Origin of the sequence: Vibrio sp. T11.5 (genome assembly GCF_027587155.1) — a bacterium.
Classification (GTDB): domain Bacteria; phylum Pseudomonadota; class Gammaproteobacteria; order Enterobacterales; family Vibrionaceae; genus Vibrio; species Vibrio neptunius.
Genome location: NZ_JAPPTP010000002.1, coordinates 140,286 through 157,177, shown reverse-complemented (window position 1 = coordinate 157,177; position 16,892 = coordinate 140,286). Strand labels below are relative to the sequence as shown.

The window sequence follows — 16,892 nt, the reverse complement described above, 5'->3', positions numbered from 1 at the left end:
GACGAGATTCTAGCTTACAGACCGAAGAAGACCTTTTGATGTCAAATACAGCATTTACGGGCGAAGTTTCTAAGCGTAGAACGTTCGCTATCATTTCTCACCCAGATGCGGGTAAGACCACCATTACTGAAAAAGTATTACTTTTCGGGCGTGCAATTCAAACGGCCGGGACAGTCAAAGGTCGAGGTTCTGCTCAGCACGCGAAATCTGACTGGATGGAAATGGAAAAAGAGCGTGGTATCTCGGTAACTACTTCTGTGATGCAGTTCCCTTATAACGAGTGTCTGGTTAACCTATTGGATACTCCTGGGCACGAGGACTTCTCAGAAGATACCTACCGTACGTTGACCGCAGTTGACTCTTGTTTGATGGTTATTGATGCTGCTAAAGGTGTTGAAGATCGTACACGTAAGTTGATGGAAGTTACCCGTCTTCGTGATACACCTATCGTCACTTTCATGAACAAACTCGACCGCGATATCCGTGACCCAATGGAGTTATTGGATGAAGTTGAAAGTGAGCTAAACATTTCCTGTGCGCCGATTACTTGGCCAATTGGGTGTGGCAAAGAGTTTAAAGGTGTCTATCACATTCACCGTGATGAAACGATTCTCTACAGCACAGGCCAAGGCCACACTATTCAGGACAAGCTGGTTGTTAAAGGGCTGGATAACCCTGAACTTGATGAAGCTGTTGGCGCTGAGTTAGCAGAACAGTTACGTGAAGAGTTAGAGCTTGTGATTGGTGCATGCCCTGAATTTGATCAGGAGCTGTTCCTTGCTGGTGAACTGACACCTGTATACTTTGGTACCGCGCTGGGTAACTTTGGTGTTGACCATATGTTGGATGGTTTGACGGACTGGGCGCCTGCGCCAATGCCGCGTCAAGCGAATGAGCGTCAAGTTGAAGCGAATGAAGAGAAATTCTCTGGCTTCGTATTTAAGATTCAGGCCAACATGGATCCAAAACACCGTGACCGTATTGCTTTCATGCGCATTGTATCTGGTACCTACACACAGGGTATGAAGATGAACCACGTGCGTCTTGGCAAGCAGGTCAATATCTCTGATGCGGTAACTTTTATGGCGGGTGATCGCTCTCGTGCTGAAAATGCCTACGCGGGTGATATTATTGGTTTACATAACCACGGCACCATTCAGATTGGTGATACCTTCACTCAGGGTGAAGCACTGAAATTCTCAGGTATTCCAAACTTTGCACCTGAGCTGTTCCGTCGTATTCGCCTGAGAGATCCATTGAAGCAAAAGCAGCTGCTTAAAGGTCTGGTGCAGCTGTCTGAAGAAGGGGCTGTACAGGTATTCCGTCCATTACAAAACAATGACCTGATTGTTGGTGCGGTTGGTGTGCTTCAGTTTGATGTCGTTGTCGCGCGTTTAAAAGCAGAGTATAACGTTGAAGCGATTTATGAGAGCGTTAACGTTGCAACCGCACGTTGGGTGGAATGTGAAGATGGTAAGAAACTGGATGAGTTCCAGCGTAAGAACCAAACCAACCTAGCACTGGATGGTGGCGATAACCTGACGTACATTGCGCCAACTATGGTTAACTTGAATCTGGCGAAAGAGCGTTTCCCAGAGGTAGAGTTCCGCGCAACCCGCGAACACTAATCTTCTTCGCCTTTGCTGCGATAGCGGCGTTGACTGCACAAACTCACCTTGGTCACGTAGTGGACTACGCTCCCAAGGCTGAGTTTACTTGCCGCCTTGCTCTCACAACAAATGCTTTGAAGAACCGTTTCTGAAATACCGCCTTATTAAGGCGGTATTTTTTTGATCGTCATTCCTTAGAGCGACGAAGGAGAGAGTAAGGAATCTCTTAAAGCGCGTCGTAACTTTGATGAGATCCCCAACTCGTTCGTACCTCACTCTTGAGGATGACGTTGTCTTATTGTGGTTGAATATATGAGCGTCATTCCTTAGAGCGACGAAGGAGTGAGTCAGGAATCTCTTAAAGTGGGCCGTGAACTAGATGAGCTTTACAGTGTGGTCTGCACAGAAAAAAGAAAGGGTTGATGCTCTCACATCAACCCTCTAAATTTTTTTAGCTCTTCCGCTATTTCTTCTTGGCGACTTTCTTTTTGCCCTTAGAAGCTGTTTTTTTCTTGTCGTCTTTTTTCTTCTTCTTAAACACTGGCTTTTTGTGTTTCGGACGAAGCTCTTTAATAAAGCGCTCTTTGATCTCTTCTTTTACGTAGCGAGCAACACGGTCCATCATGGTTTGGTCATGAGCTTCAACTAAAGAGATCGCATTGCCTTTTTTACCTGCGCGGGCGGTACGGCCGATACGGTGGAGGTACACGTCTGCACTGCGTGGCATGTCGTAGTTAATGACATGGCTAACATCTGGCAGGTCGATACCACGGGCAGCGACGTCTGTTGCCAGAAGTACGTTTACTGTACCGTCACGAAAACGCGCAATGGCATTGTTACGACGATCTTGCGGCATTTCACCTTGGATCCACGCACAAGGAATTTGCGCTTTTTCCAGCTCAACGCGCAGCTCGGCTAAACGTTCACGAGTTTTCAGAAATACAATAGAGCGCTCAGCTTGGTCGTTGATGATGGTTTTCAACAGTGCCAGCTTATGCGTCATATCATCTGCACGGTGATACCACTGGGCAATTTTCTTACGTTCACGGCGAGATGGCTCAGCGTCGATCTCTGCAGGTTCTTTAAGCAGATCTGCGGTGAATCCTTCCACGCCTTTGCCTTCTAGCGTTGCAGAGAAGAGCAGCGTTTGTTTACGCCAGCGACATTCAGAAGAAAGGCGATCCACTGTCGGGCCAAAGCCCATATCGAGCATGCGATCCGCTTCATCAAGGATCAACCATTCAATAGCACGGCAGTCAAAACGTTCCGCTTCGATGTATTCCATCAAACGACCAGGCGTTGCAACAACAATATCTTGTGTCTTAGCGAGAATATCGGCGTGTTCTTGATACTGCACACCACCAGTGATGGTGAAGATGTTCAGATTAGTGTTTTTGGCGAGCTCACGAGCCTGATCAGCGACTTGCATTGCCAACTCGCGAGTAGGAGTCAGGATAAGCACACGAGCCGGCCCAGGCTTACGACGCGGGAAGTCCTGCAAGTATTGTAGAGCTGGCAGAACAAAAGCGGCGGTTTTGCCTGTACCAGTTGGCGCAGAAGCGAGAATATCCCTACCGTCCAAAGCTTGTGGAATTGCTTCGGCCTGGATCTGGGTTGGGCGGGTATAACCCATTTCTTCGATGGCAACGAGCAGGTTTTCATCTAGCTCTAGTTCAGCAAAATTTTTGATCACTCTGGTGTCTCCACAAGCTGGTAAGTGAGAACGATAAATTTAAGGGGAAGCATTATAGAGGGTTCGGTGATAAGGATCACACCTTAATTTCTACATCTTTAAATAAAACGCTTTAGTTAATGCGACGAATTCATCGCTGTAGCCATTATCCTTTTGAATTATCAACTTTTCTATCTTGGTGTTTGATGGGTGCTGGCTAAGTTCAATCAGCAAGCGGCTAACGGGTTTCTTGGCTGTTGGCTGTACTTCACATAAACCCGCTAGATGCCAACCAAGTGTTTCTGCCAAGGAGATAAACATACGTCCTTCTGCTTCTGGGAGGACAAACCAAGCCTGGCCCTCAGCGCTCAATAACTTAAAACAGCGTTCAAGCAAAGCTTCGTGGCTCAAGGTTAAGGTATGCCTTGCGGTCGCTCGTTGCTGGTTTTGGGCGTGCTCTCCTGAATTAAAATAAGGAGGGTTACATACAATAGCGTCATAGCTTGTTTCGAATGGAAAGTTGAGCACGTCGCCTTCCAGCAGTGCCAGCCGTGAAGACCAAGGAGAAGAGGTGAAGTTTTCTTTCGCAGCCTGTAAAGCGTGCTGATCAATGTCTATTGCGTCAATGACACAGTCAGGGTTGCGCTGTGCACACATTAAAGCCAACAAACCTGTACCTGTTCCAATATCCAAAATGGTATTAGCTTGTCTAATGTCGCACCACGCACCGAGTAAGACGCCATCGGTACTGACAGGCATACCTGAGTGACCACCTGCAATTTTAAACTGCTTGAATGAAAAGCCTTTTGTTGTGAATAGAGTATTTTTCATTTTGTTCTGTACACGTTTGTTAATTGAGTGATTAAGTCTTTTGTTGGATATTTGTATGGTCTTTTGTTCTATCAGTGTTTCATTTTTTTGATTTATTGATCCATATATTAAGCTAATAATTAATATTGTGGTGGTTTAAACTACTAGTATTCTGGCTAATACATAAATTTATATGGTGTTTTTTGCCCTAGGCTTGCGGTTAGGTGTGTGTTTCGTCATTATTCGCCTCCAAATTTATAGATTGGGTAGCCAATTCGGATTGCCCAGCATGCACAACATCAATCAAAATATTTAAGGGTCTCTTGTGAATCAGACTTTAAAATTAACAGATATTATTGCGGTAGGCTTTATGCTTTTCGCTTTCTTCCTTGGAGCGGGCAACATTATCTTCCCGCCATTGGCAGGACAGCTAGCAGGTGAGAATCTCGTTCCTGCGATGACAGGTTTTCTTTTAACGGCGGTAGGTCTTCCTCTTATTACTATCGTTGCTATTGCCGTTGCTGGTGGCTCTTGGGAGCACCTTACTAAAGATTTACCTAAACGTGTGGCGATGACTATTGCTGTATTGATCTTTATCATTATCGGTCCTGCATTTGCCGCGCCACGCACAGGTTTAGTGGCTTACGAAATGGCGGTAAAACCCTTTTTCGTCGAGGCGGCACAATCACATTTAACGGTTTTCTCTATCCTATTTTTTGCTGTGGCAATGCTATTTGCTTGGTCACAAGGCAAACTGATTGATGTGATCGGTAAAGTGTTGACTCCAGTGCTTTTCTTAGGTTTGCTTGTGCTTGCTGTTGCTGTGTTTATCGATCCTCAAGGGGAAATGATCGCGGCAAACGGTGATTACCTTTCGCACCCATTGCAAAAAGGCTTCCTCGAAGGCTATAACACGATGGACACTTTTGCCTCGTTGATGTTTGGTGGGCTTATCGTGGATGCACTCCGTCAAAAAGGTATTTCAGATCAAAAGGCGACTGCAAAATACTTGATCAGAGCTGCGTGTGTTGCCGCTGCAGGATTGGCGTTTGTATACGTATCGCTATTCTATCTCGGCGCAACCAGTGCGGCTGTAGCTGCTGGCGCAGACAATGGTGGTGTGATTCTGAGTGTGTACGTTCAATCTCTCTTCGGCCCTTATGGTCAAATTGTGTTGTCAGTGATTGTGCTTTTAGCGTGTTTGACGACCGCGATTGGTATTATCTCAGCGTGTTCTGATTACTTCAGTTCTTTGACACCGATGTCTTATAAAACTTGGGTTCTAATCAATGGTGCAGCGTGTGCTTTGGTTGCCAATGTCGGTCTTTCTCAACTGATCACTCTGTCTGTTCCTGTGCTCTTTGCTCTATATCCAGTCGCTATCGCTTTGGTTGCACTGACCTTTGTTCGCAAGAAACTACCAAGCCCTAAATTAGCTTATCGTACGGTTATTTTAGTGTCGCTTCTATTTGCTCTGATTGATGCAGCAAAAGTAGCGGGCATTGATGTATCTGCTCTGAGTATGTTACCGCTGTTTGATATCGGTATGGGTTGGTTACTACCAACCATTGCGGCGATACTCTGCATGTTCTTTGTTGGAAAACCGACTCAACCAGAGTTAGCCAAAAAAACGGTTTGAGCTGAAACATACCATGGATAATAATCCCCTGTCATACCTCGTGTGACAGGGGATTTTTCGTTGTATTATTCTCAGGCTCCAATGCAAAAAATCCCTGTATCTTCGTCACACTTTTCAGTACAATTCTTCGGTTAAATTCTACTCATAAATGTTGAGCAAACATGTTTGAAATCAATCCCATTAAAAACCGCCTTAAGGACGTGTCTGAGCGCACCAATGTCCTGAGGGGGTATCTTTGACTATGACGCTAAGCAAGAGCGTCTAGAAGAAGTCAACGCAGAACTAGAACAACCGGATGTGTGGAACGAGCCTGAACGTGCGCAAGCGCTAGGTAAAGAACGTTCTGCGCTAGAAGCGGTTGTGGAAACGATTGACCAACTTGAGCAAGGAGTGGAGGACGTTGATGGCCTTCTAGAGCTTGCAGTTGAGGAAGAAGATCAAGAAACCTTTGATGAAATTGAACCAGAGCTTGCTGAGCTTGAAGCTAAGTTAGAAAAGCTAGAATTTCGTCGTATGTTCTCTGGCGACCATGATGCATCTGACTGCTACATTGATTTGCAGTCAGGCTCTGGTGGTACAGAAGCGCAGGACTGGACATCGATGATGCTACGCATGTACTTACGTTGGGCTGAAGCAAAAGGCTTTAAGACGGAAGTGATCGAAGTCTCTGAAGGTGAAGTTGCTGGTCTGAAAGGTGCAACGGTTAAGATCTCCGGCGAATACGCTTATGGTTGGCTACGTACGGAAACAGGTGTTCATCGCTTGGTTCGTAAATCGCCATTCGATTCAAGTGGCCGCCGTCATACATCGTTTGCTTCTGCGTTTATCTACCCAGAGATTGATGACAACATCGACATCGACATTAACCCTTCTGATCTACGTATTGACGTATACCGCGCATCTGGTGCGGGTGGTCAGCACGTTAATACCACGGAATCGGCGGTACGTATTACGCACGTTCCAACCAATACTGTGGTTCAGTGTCAGAATGATCGTTCTCAGCATAAGAACAAAGATCAGGCGATGAAACAGCTTCGTGCGAAGCTATTTGAATTAGAGATTCAAAAGCAAAATGCAGAGAAGCAAGCCAATGAAGACGCTAAGTCAGACATCGGTTGGGGTAGCCAGATACGTTCATACGTGCTGGATGACTCACGCATCAAAGATCTGCGTACTAGCGTTGAAAACCGCAACACTCAAGCGGTTCTTGACGGCGACCTAGACAAATTTATCGAAGCTAGCCTGAAATCAGGCCTGTAAGCTTTTCACCGAAAACTATTTTCATAAAGAAAGACAGGATACATCAAAAATGACTGATGCTGTTCAAAACGACAATGTACAAGAAGAGAATAAGCTGATTGCTGAGCGCCGCGCTAAACTGGATCATATCCGTCAGAGCTGCAAAGCAAACGGCCACCCAAATGACTTCCGTCGTGAGCACCTAGCTGGCGATCTTCAAGCGGAATTCGGTGAAAAGACGAAAGAAGAGCTAGAAGAGCTAAACCATGTTGTGGCTATCGCGGGCCGTGTCATGGCTAAGCGTGGTCCTTTCCTAGCGATTCAAGAAACATCTGGTCGTATCCAAGCTTACGCTGCAAAAGATGTTCAAAAAGAGCTGAAAGAGAAATACCAAGGCCTAGATATCGGTGACATCATCGGTGTGAAAGGTGCTCTTCATAAGTCAGGTAAAGGCGACCTTTACGTGAACATGGAGTCGTACGAGTTGCTAACAAAAGCACTTCGTCCACTTCCAGAGAAATTCCACGGTCTGACTGACCAAGAGATGCGTTACCGTCAGCGTTACGTTGACCTTATCGTCAACCAAGATTCACGTGAAGCTTTCATCATCCGTTCTAAGCTTGTATCGGCAATTCGTAACTTCATGAGCTCAAAAGGCTACCTAGAAGTTGAAACGCCAATGATGCACGTTATCCCAGGTGGTGCAACGGCTCGCCCATTCATCACTCACCACAACGCACTAGACATCGACATGTACCTACGTGTTGCTCCAGAGCTTTACCTAAAGCGTCTAGTGGTTGGTGGTTTTGACCGCGTATTCGAGATCAACCGTAACTTCCGTAACGAAGGTCTATCGCCACGTCACAACCCAGAATTCACTATGATGGAATTCTACCAAGCGTACTCTGACTACAAAGACCTAATGGATCTGACTGAAGAGATGCTAAGCACAGTTGCGATGGACGTTCTGGGTTCAACGTCTATGCCTTACGGTGACGAGACCGTTGAATTTGGCGGTAAGTACGCTCGCATGAGCATGTTTGAAGCAATCAAACACTACAACCCAGAGCACGCTGAGATCCAGGCGTTAACAGAACAAGACCTTACTAACCGTGACAAGATGGTTGCTATTGCAAAATCAGTACACGTGGAAGTAGAAACGTTCTGGACATGTGGTCAGCTTCTAGAAGAGATCTTTGGTGAGACTGCTGAACCTCAGCTAATTCAACCAACCTTCATCACTGGTTACCCAGCGGATATTTCTCCTCTTGCTCGTCGCAGCGATGACAACCCATTCTTCACAGACCGTTTCGAGTTCTTCATCGGTGGTCGTGAAGTGGCGAATGGCTTCTCAGAGCTTAACGATGCAGAAGACCAAGATGCGCGCTTTAAAGCACAGGTTGATGCGAAAGATGCAGGTGATGATGAAGCTATGTACTACGATGCGGACTACATCACAGCACTTGAGCACGGCTTACCGCCAACGGCAGGTCAAGGTATCGGTATCGATCGTCTAGCGATGCTGTTTACTAACACGCACACTATCCGTGACGTGATTCTGTTCCCAGCAATGCGTCCACAAGCTTAATAGCGAGTGTAAAAACAGCGAAAAGGCCGATATCACTCTGTGGTATCGGCCTTTTTTATGGCTCTAGGGTCAGAGGTTTTTCACTTCCAGGCCTGCGATCTGATGCCAATAACCGTTACATTGGCGGCTTTCAATGTTCATCGGACTTTGTCCGAATTCGTTAGCTCGAAAATGGTTTAACTCTGAAAGGGTCTCGATGCCAAGTGGGCTGAGACGAACGACATCGACCAATCCTCTCATACTTGGCAAATCGTTAATCAGGTTGTAGCAATAGCCTGATTGAGTCTGAATACCATTGAGATTAAACACTTGTTGACCTTCCTGACTGCTGACTTTTATACCTGTTGGGTATTTGATGCAGCAAGTTTCACAATCGTCTTTGGCTCTATTTTCAGCACGAGCAGTGAAGCAGCGCGCAGAGTAGGCGAGTGGCAAATAGCCATGGCTGAAAACTTCAACATCGAACTGTCCACGAATCCCTATTTCTTCAGATTGCATCATTGTTTTATCCAACCAGTCGCGGGAAAGCTCAACTGGCATACACCATCGGCTCATGCCTTGTTTAACAAATAGTTTCAGCGTATGTGCGTTATAAACATTCACAGCAGGGCCGACGACAAACGGAATCTTCTGTTCAGAAGCCAACTGTATGGCAGAGACATCGTTAGCTTCGATAGCAAATTCGCCATTATCAATGTACTTCTTCATGATATTGACTTCACTAGGCGCTTCAAGCAATGCCATGGTGGATAGCACGACTTGTTTGCCGGATTGGCTGAGCGCTCTCGCAATATCCAGCCAATGTGCAGGTTTCATTTCTCGACGTTTGGTACACACACTTTCACCTAGATAAATGATGTCGGCGTCGCTTGATGCGGCTTGCAGATAAAACTCTTCAACATCTTGCTTAGGCCAGAAGTAAAGGAGAGGACCAAGGGCGTATTTCATCGTATTTTCCATTCTATACCTTACTGCCACTTACGGTGATAAGCACCGAGGGTTGTCTGAGTACCTTCCGAGACGTTGGCCAGCGTAGCATCCCAAGCTGCTTCAACTTGATAGGTTTTAGGTTTGGCTAAGTAGTGGTCTATGGCTGCACGCCAGGTACGAGTCACCTGTTCTACATAGGCGGGGCTTCGTTGACGGCCTTCGATTTTTACAGAAGCTACATTCGCGGCGAACAAATCAGGCAACATCGAGAGTGTATTGAGGCTGGTGGGCTCTTCCAATGCATGATAAGCCTGAGTGTGCTCGTCCAGCTCTGCCGTGAATCTGCCCTTACATAAAGTGGGGTAGCCAGCATTTTCGCCATCAGTGTAGCGATCAATGAGAATTTTATTCAACCGAGATTCCAGCCCTTTGTCTGTTTCCTGCCAACGAACAAACTTTGCAGGAGAGCACGCGCCAACGGTATTGGGTGATTCGCCCGTCATATATGAAGAAAGGTAACAGCGGCCTTCAGACATAATGCACAAGCTGCCGAAGGCGAACACTTCCAAATCGACATCCTGTGGAATATTGCGTGACAGTTGTTTGACCTGATGGATAGACAGTACACGCGGCAGCACCACACGTTTAACATTGAAATTGCGTTTATAGAAGTCTATCGCTGCTACATTGGTCGCAGATGCTTGAACCGACAAATGCAGTTCGAGCTCTGGGTATTTGTTGGCGGCGTAATCCAGTACGGCGATATCAGCAATGATTAATGCATTAATGCCACTTTGGGCGGCGCGATCGACGGCGTCCGTCCAACGCTCAAATCTATCAGGATGGGCGAAAGTATTCAGCGCGACGTGAATTTTTTTCTTATGGTCATGAACGTACTGAACCGCTTTGTCCAGTTTCTTGCCAGTGAAGTTAAGACCTGCGAAGTGGCGCGCATTGGTATCGTCTTTGAAGCCGATGTATACAGCGTCAGCACCACAGTCGATGGCTTTTTTAAGAGCAGGTAAGTTGCCTGCAGGGCAGAGGAGTTCCATTGCGCCTTCCAATCTGTCTTTGCGAAAAATTGCTCCGCATTTTATGAAGGAATATGAATGGCAAGTTTGATTTAAGGCAGGTTTAGGTAAGTTTCTGAGTCAAATACTCATTTACAGTGAGTAGCGTTCAGTTTTTGTGGCGGCGGTGCTGAGCAAACAGCTCTTCGACCTCATGCTTTGGTTGAGGGCGATAGAAATGGAAACCCTGAATCGAATTACAATTTAGGTTAGAGAGGAGAGTCGCTTGTTGCTGAGTTTCGACGCCTTCTGCAACGACAGTCAGATTAAGTGATTTACCCAGATTAATGATATTTTCGATCACCGTTACCTGTTTCGGTAGCGTATCTATGTCACTGATGAAAGCGCGATCAATCTTAAGCTCATCAATCGGGAAACGGGCCAGATAAGAAAGCGAAGAATAGCCGGTACCAAAGTCGTCAATCGACAAAGCAAAGCCAAGCTTTTTAATGGCGTTGAGCATTTGCAGCGTATGCTCGCTATCGCTCATCACGGCACTTTCGGTCAGTTCGAACGTGATACAGTTGGGATCAAGCTCTGTAGTACGCAGGAGTTTTTCCATGTAATCGATCAGTTTTGGATTGCCAAATTGTTCTGGCGACAGGTTGATTGCGACTCGACCTGGCAAAATACCTTGAAGTTTCCAACGCTTAACGGTACTGAATACTTCTCGCATGACAACTCTACCCAAGTGTTCAATCAAACCTGCTCGCTCAGCTACGGGAATGAAGGCTCCTGGGCTAATGTAACCTTCCACTGGATGTTTCCAGCGGATAAGAGCTTCGGCGCCATTAATGCTGAAATCACGGGCGTTGACCTTAGGCTGGTACCACACTTCCAAGCCATTTTGTTGCAGGGCTTTTTGCAGCTCTATCTCTAGCCATAAACGCATACGCGCTTCTTTGTTCATCTGGTCATTAAATTTAATCAGACGATTTCGGCCACGGTCTTTGGCTTCGTACATCGCGGTGTCTGCGTTTTGCAGCAGAATACGAGCGTCGTTGCCGTCACCTGGATAAGCCACACTGCCAATAGAGCACGCTAAACGTTTGCTGAAATGGTGCAGATCAAAAGGCTGGTTAATGAGGGAAATGATACGTTCAGCAAGCATTTCGGCCATGTGATGATTGTCTGGTTCAGGCATAATCAGACCGAATTCATCGCCTCCTAAATGCCCTACTACTGCGTGCTGTGGTAACAAACGCTTAAGACGTGACGACACTTCTTTTATCACTTTGTCACCGATATGATGACCTAGAGAATCATTGATGTTTTTAAAATTATCAATATCTAAATAGAGCAACAAAAGTGGTGTTTCATTATGAATGAACTGCTCAAGACGTTTGGTAAAACCAAAACGATTGTAAAGGCCAGTTAAAGAATCAATGTGTGCATCTTCTAAGGGCTTGTTGCTTAGATGTTTGGGGGCCTCATCAGCATCTTGAATGAGCACTAACTGAGAACCACTGCCTAGCACCATCGCCTCATCAGCGTGCAGTTGAACACGGCGCTCAAAGCCACACCTAGGCCCTGTCAGGCAGGTTAAAGGTGCTTTCGCCAGTGAACTGCTGAGCGATTTACTGAAAACCGTTTTGGTTTTCTCATCGACAAATAAGCGTGAAAGCTCTTCACCCAACAAATCACTGTTATCTTCAAAGCCGAGTAAACGTACCGCCGCAGGGTTGGCTGAAATGATGCAATCGTCTTCTACAATGAGCAAGCCATCTGGTAATAAGGTCGTGAGTGTTGAGAACTTATTTTCTGACTCTTCCAGAGAGCGCACCAGAATATGTTTTTCGGATGTATCGACAGCATGAAAAGCTACGTATTCAATTTTCTTGTCGATTAAGATGGGGGCTAAGCTGAAATGCAGGCTTGTTTCGAGCTCAATCTCGTTCAGTGTGATTTCTGCTTCGAGAAATTCTCCGTTAAAGGCTCTCTCATAATAAGGCTTGAGCTGTTGATAGAAATGTTCACCTAAGGTTTGCGTATCGCTCATACCGACCAGTTCTCGATTGGATAGACCTGCTATATCGCAATAGCGACCATTAACCATGGCATAGTTATGCTGGCTATCCAAAATGGCGAAAAAAAACGGGCTGTTCGCCGTTATCTTCGTGAACCAATGCTGTAGTTGTTGCGAAAGCATCAAAGGTATTACCGACTCTCCAAAGAGCAATACGAGTCACAGAGTTGTGAATAGAAGCGATACCAATAACTATAACTGTGATTGCCGCTAGATTAAAGGGTTAGCGGTATCAGACTCATTTTTGATACACAACAGGAATCGCTCCATCGTCATCCATTATGATGAGTTTCCTATTTACAAAGTAACGGATAACGCTCGTGATTAACAAGATTCGTACTCAGCTAGTTGAAAATGCCGCATCAATTTTGAGATCTCCAGTCCAGTTATTACCAGAATCTGTACAAAAAAAAGCCTTACTGAATGGATTGAAGATGGTATTTAAAGAGGCGCTCGAAGACGGTGACTTTGAGTTTCTCCAAGATAAGTGGTTGAAAATAGAGATAAAGGATATGCATCTCAGTTGGTGTTTGAGCTATCAGAAAGACAAGCTGATTGTTGCAAATGCTCAAGTCGAGGAAGATATTGCGTTTCGCGGTAATCTCAATGACCTAGTATTAATAGCAGGAAGAAAAGAAGATCCTGATACATTATTCTTTCAGCGCCGCTTGTCTATAGAAGGAGATACAGAGCTGGGGTTAGAGATTAAAAACTTAATGGATAGTATTGATTTCGAGCAGTTGCCGAAACCATTGCAAACTCTATTAAATCAACTAGCCGATTTTGTGCAGAAAGGGTTACAATCGCCTATTGCACAAAGTGAGGTGATTAATGCTAATTCGAACTGAAGCTCCGGCTGATATTCTTGCGGTCGACAGACTACTTAAGTCTGCTTTTGAAACAAAAGCTGAAGCAGCTTTAGTTATGAAGCTAAGAGAAAATGGACGTAGAACCTTATCATTAGTTGCCTGTAATGATGATGGTGAGGTTGTTGGGCATGTTATGTTCAGTCCGGTCACACTAAATAATGAAGACTTGAACTGGCAAGGGTTGGCTCCTTTGGCTGTAAAAGAAAGTTATCGACGCCAAGGAGTAGCGGCAGAGCTAGTTAAAGAGGCTTTCGAATCTCTGAAGGAATTTGGTTATCCAGCTTGCGTAGTATTAGGCCAACCAGAGTATTATTCGCGCTTTGGTTTTGAAGCGAGTGAAAAGTATGGTTTCAATTGTCAATGGGAAGTACCAATTGGTTCATTCCAAGTTATAGCGCTTGCAGAAGGTGAGTTTACTAATCGAAGTGGTCTAATTGAATACAGCCCAGAGTTTTCAGCGTTTTAGGTAGAGTGCATACGCAAAGGTAGAGAAAAGTAAGACTTTTGTCCTTTTTTTGACCGCTTAGCCTCCAAGTCGTCTTTTTTTGAAAAATTCTACTTGTCAGCTTAATAACGTTTCGCTAGTATTGCTCGGCCTTCGATAAGGAGGTCGCTAGCCTTGGTCAAAAACATCAAAAATAAGTTTTCGAGCGGCGCTGGCTCAACAATTTGGAACATAGGTGGAAATCATGTTTACAGTTCTACTTGTGATTTACCTGTTGGCAGCGGTTGGTGTAATCGGCCTAGTGCTGATTCAACAAGGTAAAGGCGCAGATATGGGAGCCTCATTCGGTGCAGGCGCATCAAACACAGTGTTTGGCGCAAGCGGCTCAGGTAATTTCCTAACCCGAATGACTGCAATTTTTGCAACAGTATTTTTCATCCTCAGCTTGGTACTAGGTAACATGTCAACTCATAAAACTGAATCTCAGTGGGTTGACCCGACTCAAGGTCAAGTTATCCAGAAAGCTGACGATGCTGCGAGTGAAGTTCCAGCCCCTACAGGTGACGAAATTCCTCAATAAGCTAAAGATTTAGCTGCCGAGATGGTGAAATTGGTAGACACGCTAGCATGAGGTGCTAGTGCCTTAGGTGTGAGGGTTCGAGTCCCTCTCTCGGCACCATTATTTACAAACTTGTAAAACAACTTGGAGAGCGTATAATGCTCGACAAGTCGGACGCGGGGTGGAGCAGCTTGGTAGCTCGTCGGGCTCATAACCCGAAGGTCGTCGGTTCAAATCCGGCCCCCGCAACCAATCCTTTACTGGATGTGGACAAGTTTGCGCAGTTGCAGTAGCAACTGTGAGTTAAGCAGATTTTGATTGCTTAACACATCAGGGTCCAGCATCAAAAAACCCCGACTTTCGGGGTTTTTTGTTATCTGAATTTCTGTATCTCAGAATTTCAGACATTGCTTGGAATTTAAATTGGGCTCTGAGCCCTTTTTTTGTTTCTGGAGTGGTTTAAATGACTGGTTTAGAAAGACAACTTACTGAAATGCTTGAAGCACCAGTAGCTGCATCAGGTTATGAGTTAGTTGGATTAGAATTTATTCGCGCAGGCGAACATTCAACACTACGTATCTTTATTGATCATGAAAATGGCATCTCTGTAGATGATTGTGCAGAAGTTAGCCGTCAGGTCAGTGCAGTCATGGACGTTGAAGATCCAATCACCGTGGCTTACAACCTAGAAGTGTCTTCTCCAGGTTTAGAAAGACCACTTTTCAAAGCAGCACACTATGAACAATTTATTGGTCACGAGGTAAGCATCGTTTTGAAAATGGCTGTTGGTAACCGTCGTAAGTGGAAAGGTGTCATCCACGCAATCGAGGGTGAAACAGTAACAGTTACTGTGGACGGCAACGCAGAAGAGTTTGCTTTGAGCAACATTTCAAAAGCTAACCTGATCCCTAAATTTTAATTAAGGTCTTAGAGGCTATTTAAAATGAGTAAAGAAATTTTAGCGGTAGCAGAAGCGGTATCAAACGAAAAAGGGGTACCTCGTGAGCGCATCTTTGAAGCCCTAGAGATAGCTCTAGCTACATCTACAAAGAAGAAACACGAAATCGAAATCGATGTACGTGTTGAAATTGACCGTAAAACGGGTGAGTTCGATACTTATCGTCGTTGGTTAGTTGTTGAAGAAGTAGAGAACCCAACAAAAGAAATCTCTCTTGAAGCAGCACAGTTTGATGATGAGACGATTGAGCTAGGTGACTACGTAGAAGATGATATCGAGTCAGTAACTTTTGATCGTATTACTACGCAAACAGCGAAGCAGGTCATCGTACAGAAAGTTCGTGAAGCTGAACGTGCCCAGATCGTTGAGCAGTTCATCGACAATGAAGGTGAGCTAGTTACAGGTGTGGTTAAGAAAGTTAACCGCGAAACTATCGTACTTGACCTAGGTAACAACGCTGAAGCGGTAATTCTACGTGATGACCAGCTTCCTCGTGAAAACCACCGTCCGGGTGACCGCGTTCGTGGTCTTCTGTACCGTGTAGCGCCAGAAGCACGTGGTTTCCAACTATTCATCACACGATCTAAGCCAGAAATGCTGGCGGAGCTATTCCGTGTTGAAGTACCGGAAATAGCAGAAGAGATCATTGAACTGAAAGGTGCGGCTCGAGATCCTGGTTCTCGTGCGAAGATTGCAGTGAAGACTAACGACAAGCGCATTGACCCAGTGGGTGCGTGTGTTGGTATGCGTGGTGCACGTGTACAGGCAGTCTCTGGCGAGCTTGGCGGTGAGCGTATTGATATTGTGCTTTGGGATGATAACCCAGCTCAGTTTGTTATCAATGCAATGGCACCAGCAGACGTAGCTTCTATCATCGTTGATGAAGATGCTCACGCAATGGATATTGCGGTTGAAGCCGATAACCTAGCACAAGCTATTGGCCGTAACGGTCAAAACGTACGTCTAGCTTCTCAACTAACAGGTTGGGAACTGAACGTAATGACGGTTGAAGATCTGCAGAAGAAACACGCAGAAGAGTCTCAAGCGTCTATCGAAAACTTCATGAAGTACCTAGATATCGAAGAAGATTTCGCTCAGCTGTTAGTTGAAGAAGGCTTCTCTTCTCTTGAAGAAGTCGCTTACGTACCAGTAAACGAACTGCTTGAAGTCGATGGTCTAGACGAAGATCTTGTCGAAGAACTACGTAATCGTGCAAAAGATGCCCTAACAACAATGGCTCTGGCTCAGGAAGAATCTTTTGAAGGCTTAGAGCCTGCGGAAGACTTGCTTGGTCTTGAAGGTTTAGAGCGTGAAATGGCCTTTAAACTAGCGGCTAAAGGGGTAGCAACACTGGAAGATCTAGCAGATCAAGGTATTGATGACCTAGAAGGTATCGACGGCCTAACTGAAGAACGTGCGGGTGAATTAATCATGGCAGCTCGTAACATCTGTTGGTTCGGCGAAGACGAATAATATT

At 45.5% G+C, this 16,892-nt stretch carries 14 protein-coding genes and 2 tRNA genes; 11 read left to right on the top strand and 5 right to left on the bottom strand.

The features are described from left to right. The first annotated feature begins 38 nt into the window (after positions 1-38). The gene (prfC, locus tag OH455_RS03920; RefSeq protein ID WP_269980415.1) at positions 39-1,628 is read left to right on the top strand and encodes a peptide chain release factor 3; all 1,590 of its coding nucleotides are present in this window, start codon (positions 39-41) and stop codon (positions 1,626-1,628) included. A 445-nt stretch (positions 1,629-2,073) separates the two neighbouring features. Here the strand turns inward: prfC and srmB are convergent, their stop codons facing one another. Continuing rightward, positions 2,074-3,303: an ATP-dependent RNA helicase SrmB gene (gene srmB, locus OH455_RS03915; protein WP_269980414.1), complete on the bottom strand. Its 1,230-nt coding sequence runs from the start codon at positions 3,301-3,303 to the stop codon at positions 2,074-2,076. 90 nt (positions 3,304-3,393) lie between these two features. After that, a complete protein-coding gene (locus tag OH455_RS03910) occupies positions 3,394-4,113 on the bottom strand; it encodes a tRNA1(Val) (adenine(37)-N6)-methyltransferase (protein ID WP_269980413.1) in 720 nt (239 codons plus the stop codon). A 304-nt stretch (positions 4,114-4,417) separates the two neighbouring features. On the opposite strand from OH455_RS03910, the gene brnQ reads away from it, so the two are divergent. From brnQ to lysS, 3 genes are all read left to right on the top strand, one after another. Next, positions 4,418-5,731, top strand: coding sequence for a branched-chain amino acid transport system II carrier protein (gene brnQ / locus OH455_RS03905; protein WP_269980412.1), 1,314 nt, complete (start codon positions 4,418-4,420; stop codon positions 5,729-5,731). Between the two features lie 161 nt (positions 5,732-5,892). Further along, a protein-coding gene (gene prfB / locus OH455_RS03900) for a peptide chain release factor 2 (RefSeq protein WP_096000866.1) occupies positions 5,893-6,991 on the top strand; the annotation gives its coding sequence in 2 pieces (ribosomal slippage) (positions 5,893-5,967 and positions 5,969-6,991; 1,098 coding nt in all). A gap of 49 nt (positions 6,992-7,040) precedes the next feature. Further along, on the top strand, positions 7,041-8,558 hold the full coding sequence (gene lysS / locus OH455_RS03895) for a lysine--tRNA ligase (RefSeq protein WP_006958058.1): 1,518 nt from the start codon (positions 7,041-7,043) through the stop codon (positions 8,556-8,558). 69 nt (positions 8,559-8,627) lie between these two features. On the opposite strand, the gene OH455_RS03890 is transcribed toward lysS, so the two are convergent. From OH455_RS03890 to OH455_RS03880, 3 genes are all read right to left on the bottom strand, one after another. Next, entirely contained in the window at positions 8,628-9,506 is an 879-nt protein-coding gene (locus OH455_RS03890; protein WP_269980411.1) for a U32 family peptidase, read from the bottom strand. Positions 9,507-9,526: 20 nt separating this feature from the next. Continuing rightward, positions 9,527-10,540, bottom strand: a complete 1,014-nt coding sequence (gene ubiU / locus OH455_RS03885) for a ubiquinone anaerobic biosynthesis protein UbiU (RefSeq protein WP_269980410.1) — start codon at positions 10,538-10,540, stop codon at positions 9,527-9,529. Positions 10,541-10,667: 127 nt separating this feature from the next. Continuing rightward, positions 10,668-12,707, bottom strand: a complete 2,040-nt coding sequence (locus tag OH455_RS03880; protein WP_443088579.1) for an EAL domain-containing protein — start codon at positions 12,705-12,707, stop codon at positions 10,668-10,670. 197 nt (positions 12,708-12,904) lie between these two features. On the opposite strand from OH455_RS03880, the gene ubiT reads away from it, so the two are divergent. The 7 genes from ubiT to nusA all read left to right on the top strand — a co-directional run bounded on the left by ubiT (position 12,905) and on the right by nusA (position 16,888). Next, a complete protein-coding gene (gene ubiT, locus OH455_RS03875; RefSeq protein WP_269980409.1) occupies positions 12,905-13,432 on the top strand; it encodes a ubiquinone anaerobic biosynthesis accessory factor UbiT in 528 nt (175 codons plus the stop codon). Then, positions 13,416-13,919, top strand: a complete 504-nt coding sequence (locus OH455_RS03870; protein WP_269980408.1) for a GNAT family N-acetyltransferase — start codon at positions 13,416-13,418, stop codon at positions 13,917-13,919. Before ubiT ends, OH455_RS03870 begins: the two co-directional genes overlap by 17 nt. A 223-nt stretch (positions 13,920-14,142) precedes the next feature. Then, entirely contained in the window at positions 14,143-14,478 is a 336-nt protein-coding gene (gene secG, locus OH455_RS03865) for a preprotein translocase subunit SecG (RefSeq protein ID WP_045976255.1), read from the top strand. A gap of 15 nt (positions 14,479-14,493) precedes the next feature. After that, positions 14,494-14,577 (top strand) — tRNA-Leu (locus OH455_RS03860). A gap of 55 nt (positions 14,578-14,632) precedes the next feature. Next, positions 14,633-14,709 (top strand) — tRNA-Met (locus OH455_RS03855). 211 nt (positions 14,710-14,920) lie between these two features. Beyond that, on the top strand, positions 14,921-15,376 hold the full coding sequence (gene rimP / locus OH455_RS03850) for a ribosome maturation factor RimP (protein WP_006958050.1): 456 nt from the start codon (positions 14,921-14,923) through the stop codon (positions 15,374-15,376). A 24-nt stretch (positions 15,377-15,400) separates the two neighbouring features. Further along, positions 15,401-16,888 carry a transcription termination factor NusA gene (gene nusA / locus OH455_RS03845; RefSeq protein ID WP_269980407.1) on the top strand — a complete coding sequence of 496 codons (1,488 nt, stop codon included), beginning with the start codon at positions 15,401-15,403 and terminating at the stop codon, positions 16,886-16,888. Positions 16,889-16,892: the final 4 nt, after the last annotated feature.

Coding starts and splice junctions, on each gene's coding strand:
- prfC (WP_269980415.1), top strand. CDS start 39: ATGTCAAATACAGCATTTACGGGCGAAGTTTCTAAGCGTAGAACGTTC.
- OH455_RS03910 (WP_269980413.1), bottom strand. CDS start 4,113: ATGAAAAATACTCTATTCACAACAAAAGGCTTTTCATTCAAGCAGTTT.
- lysS (WP_006958058.1), top strand. CDS start 7,041: ATGACTGATGCTGTTCAAAACGACAATGTACAAGAAGAGAATAAGCTG.
- OH455_RS03890 (WP_269980411.1), bottom strand. CDS start 9,506: ATGAAATACGCCCTTGGTCCTCTCCTTTACTTCTGGCCTAAGCAAGAT.
- ubiU (WP_269980410.1), bottom strand. CDS start 10,540: ATGGAACTCCTCTGCCCTGCAGGCAACTTACCTGCTCTTAAAAAAGCC.
- OH455_RS03880 (WP_443088579.1), bottom strand. CDS start 12,707: ATGCTTTCGCAACAACTACAGCATTGGTTCACGAAGATAACGGCGAAC.
- OH455_RS03870 (WP_269980408.1), top strand. CDS start 13,416: ATGCTAATTCGAACTGAAGCTCCGGCTGATATTCTTGCGGTCGACAGA.
- secG (WP_045976255.1), top strand. CDS start 14,143: ATGTTTACAGTTCTACTTGTGATTTACCTGTTGGCAGCGGTTGGTGTA.
- rimP (WP_006958050.1), top strand. CDS start 14,921: ATGACTGGTTTAGAAAGACAACTTACTGAAATGCTTGAAGCACCAGTA.
- nusA (WP_269980407.1), top strand. CDS start 15,401: ATGAGTAAAGAAATTTTAGCGGTAGCAGAAGCGGTATCAAACGAAAAA.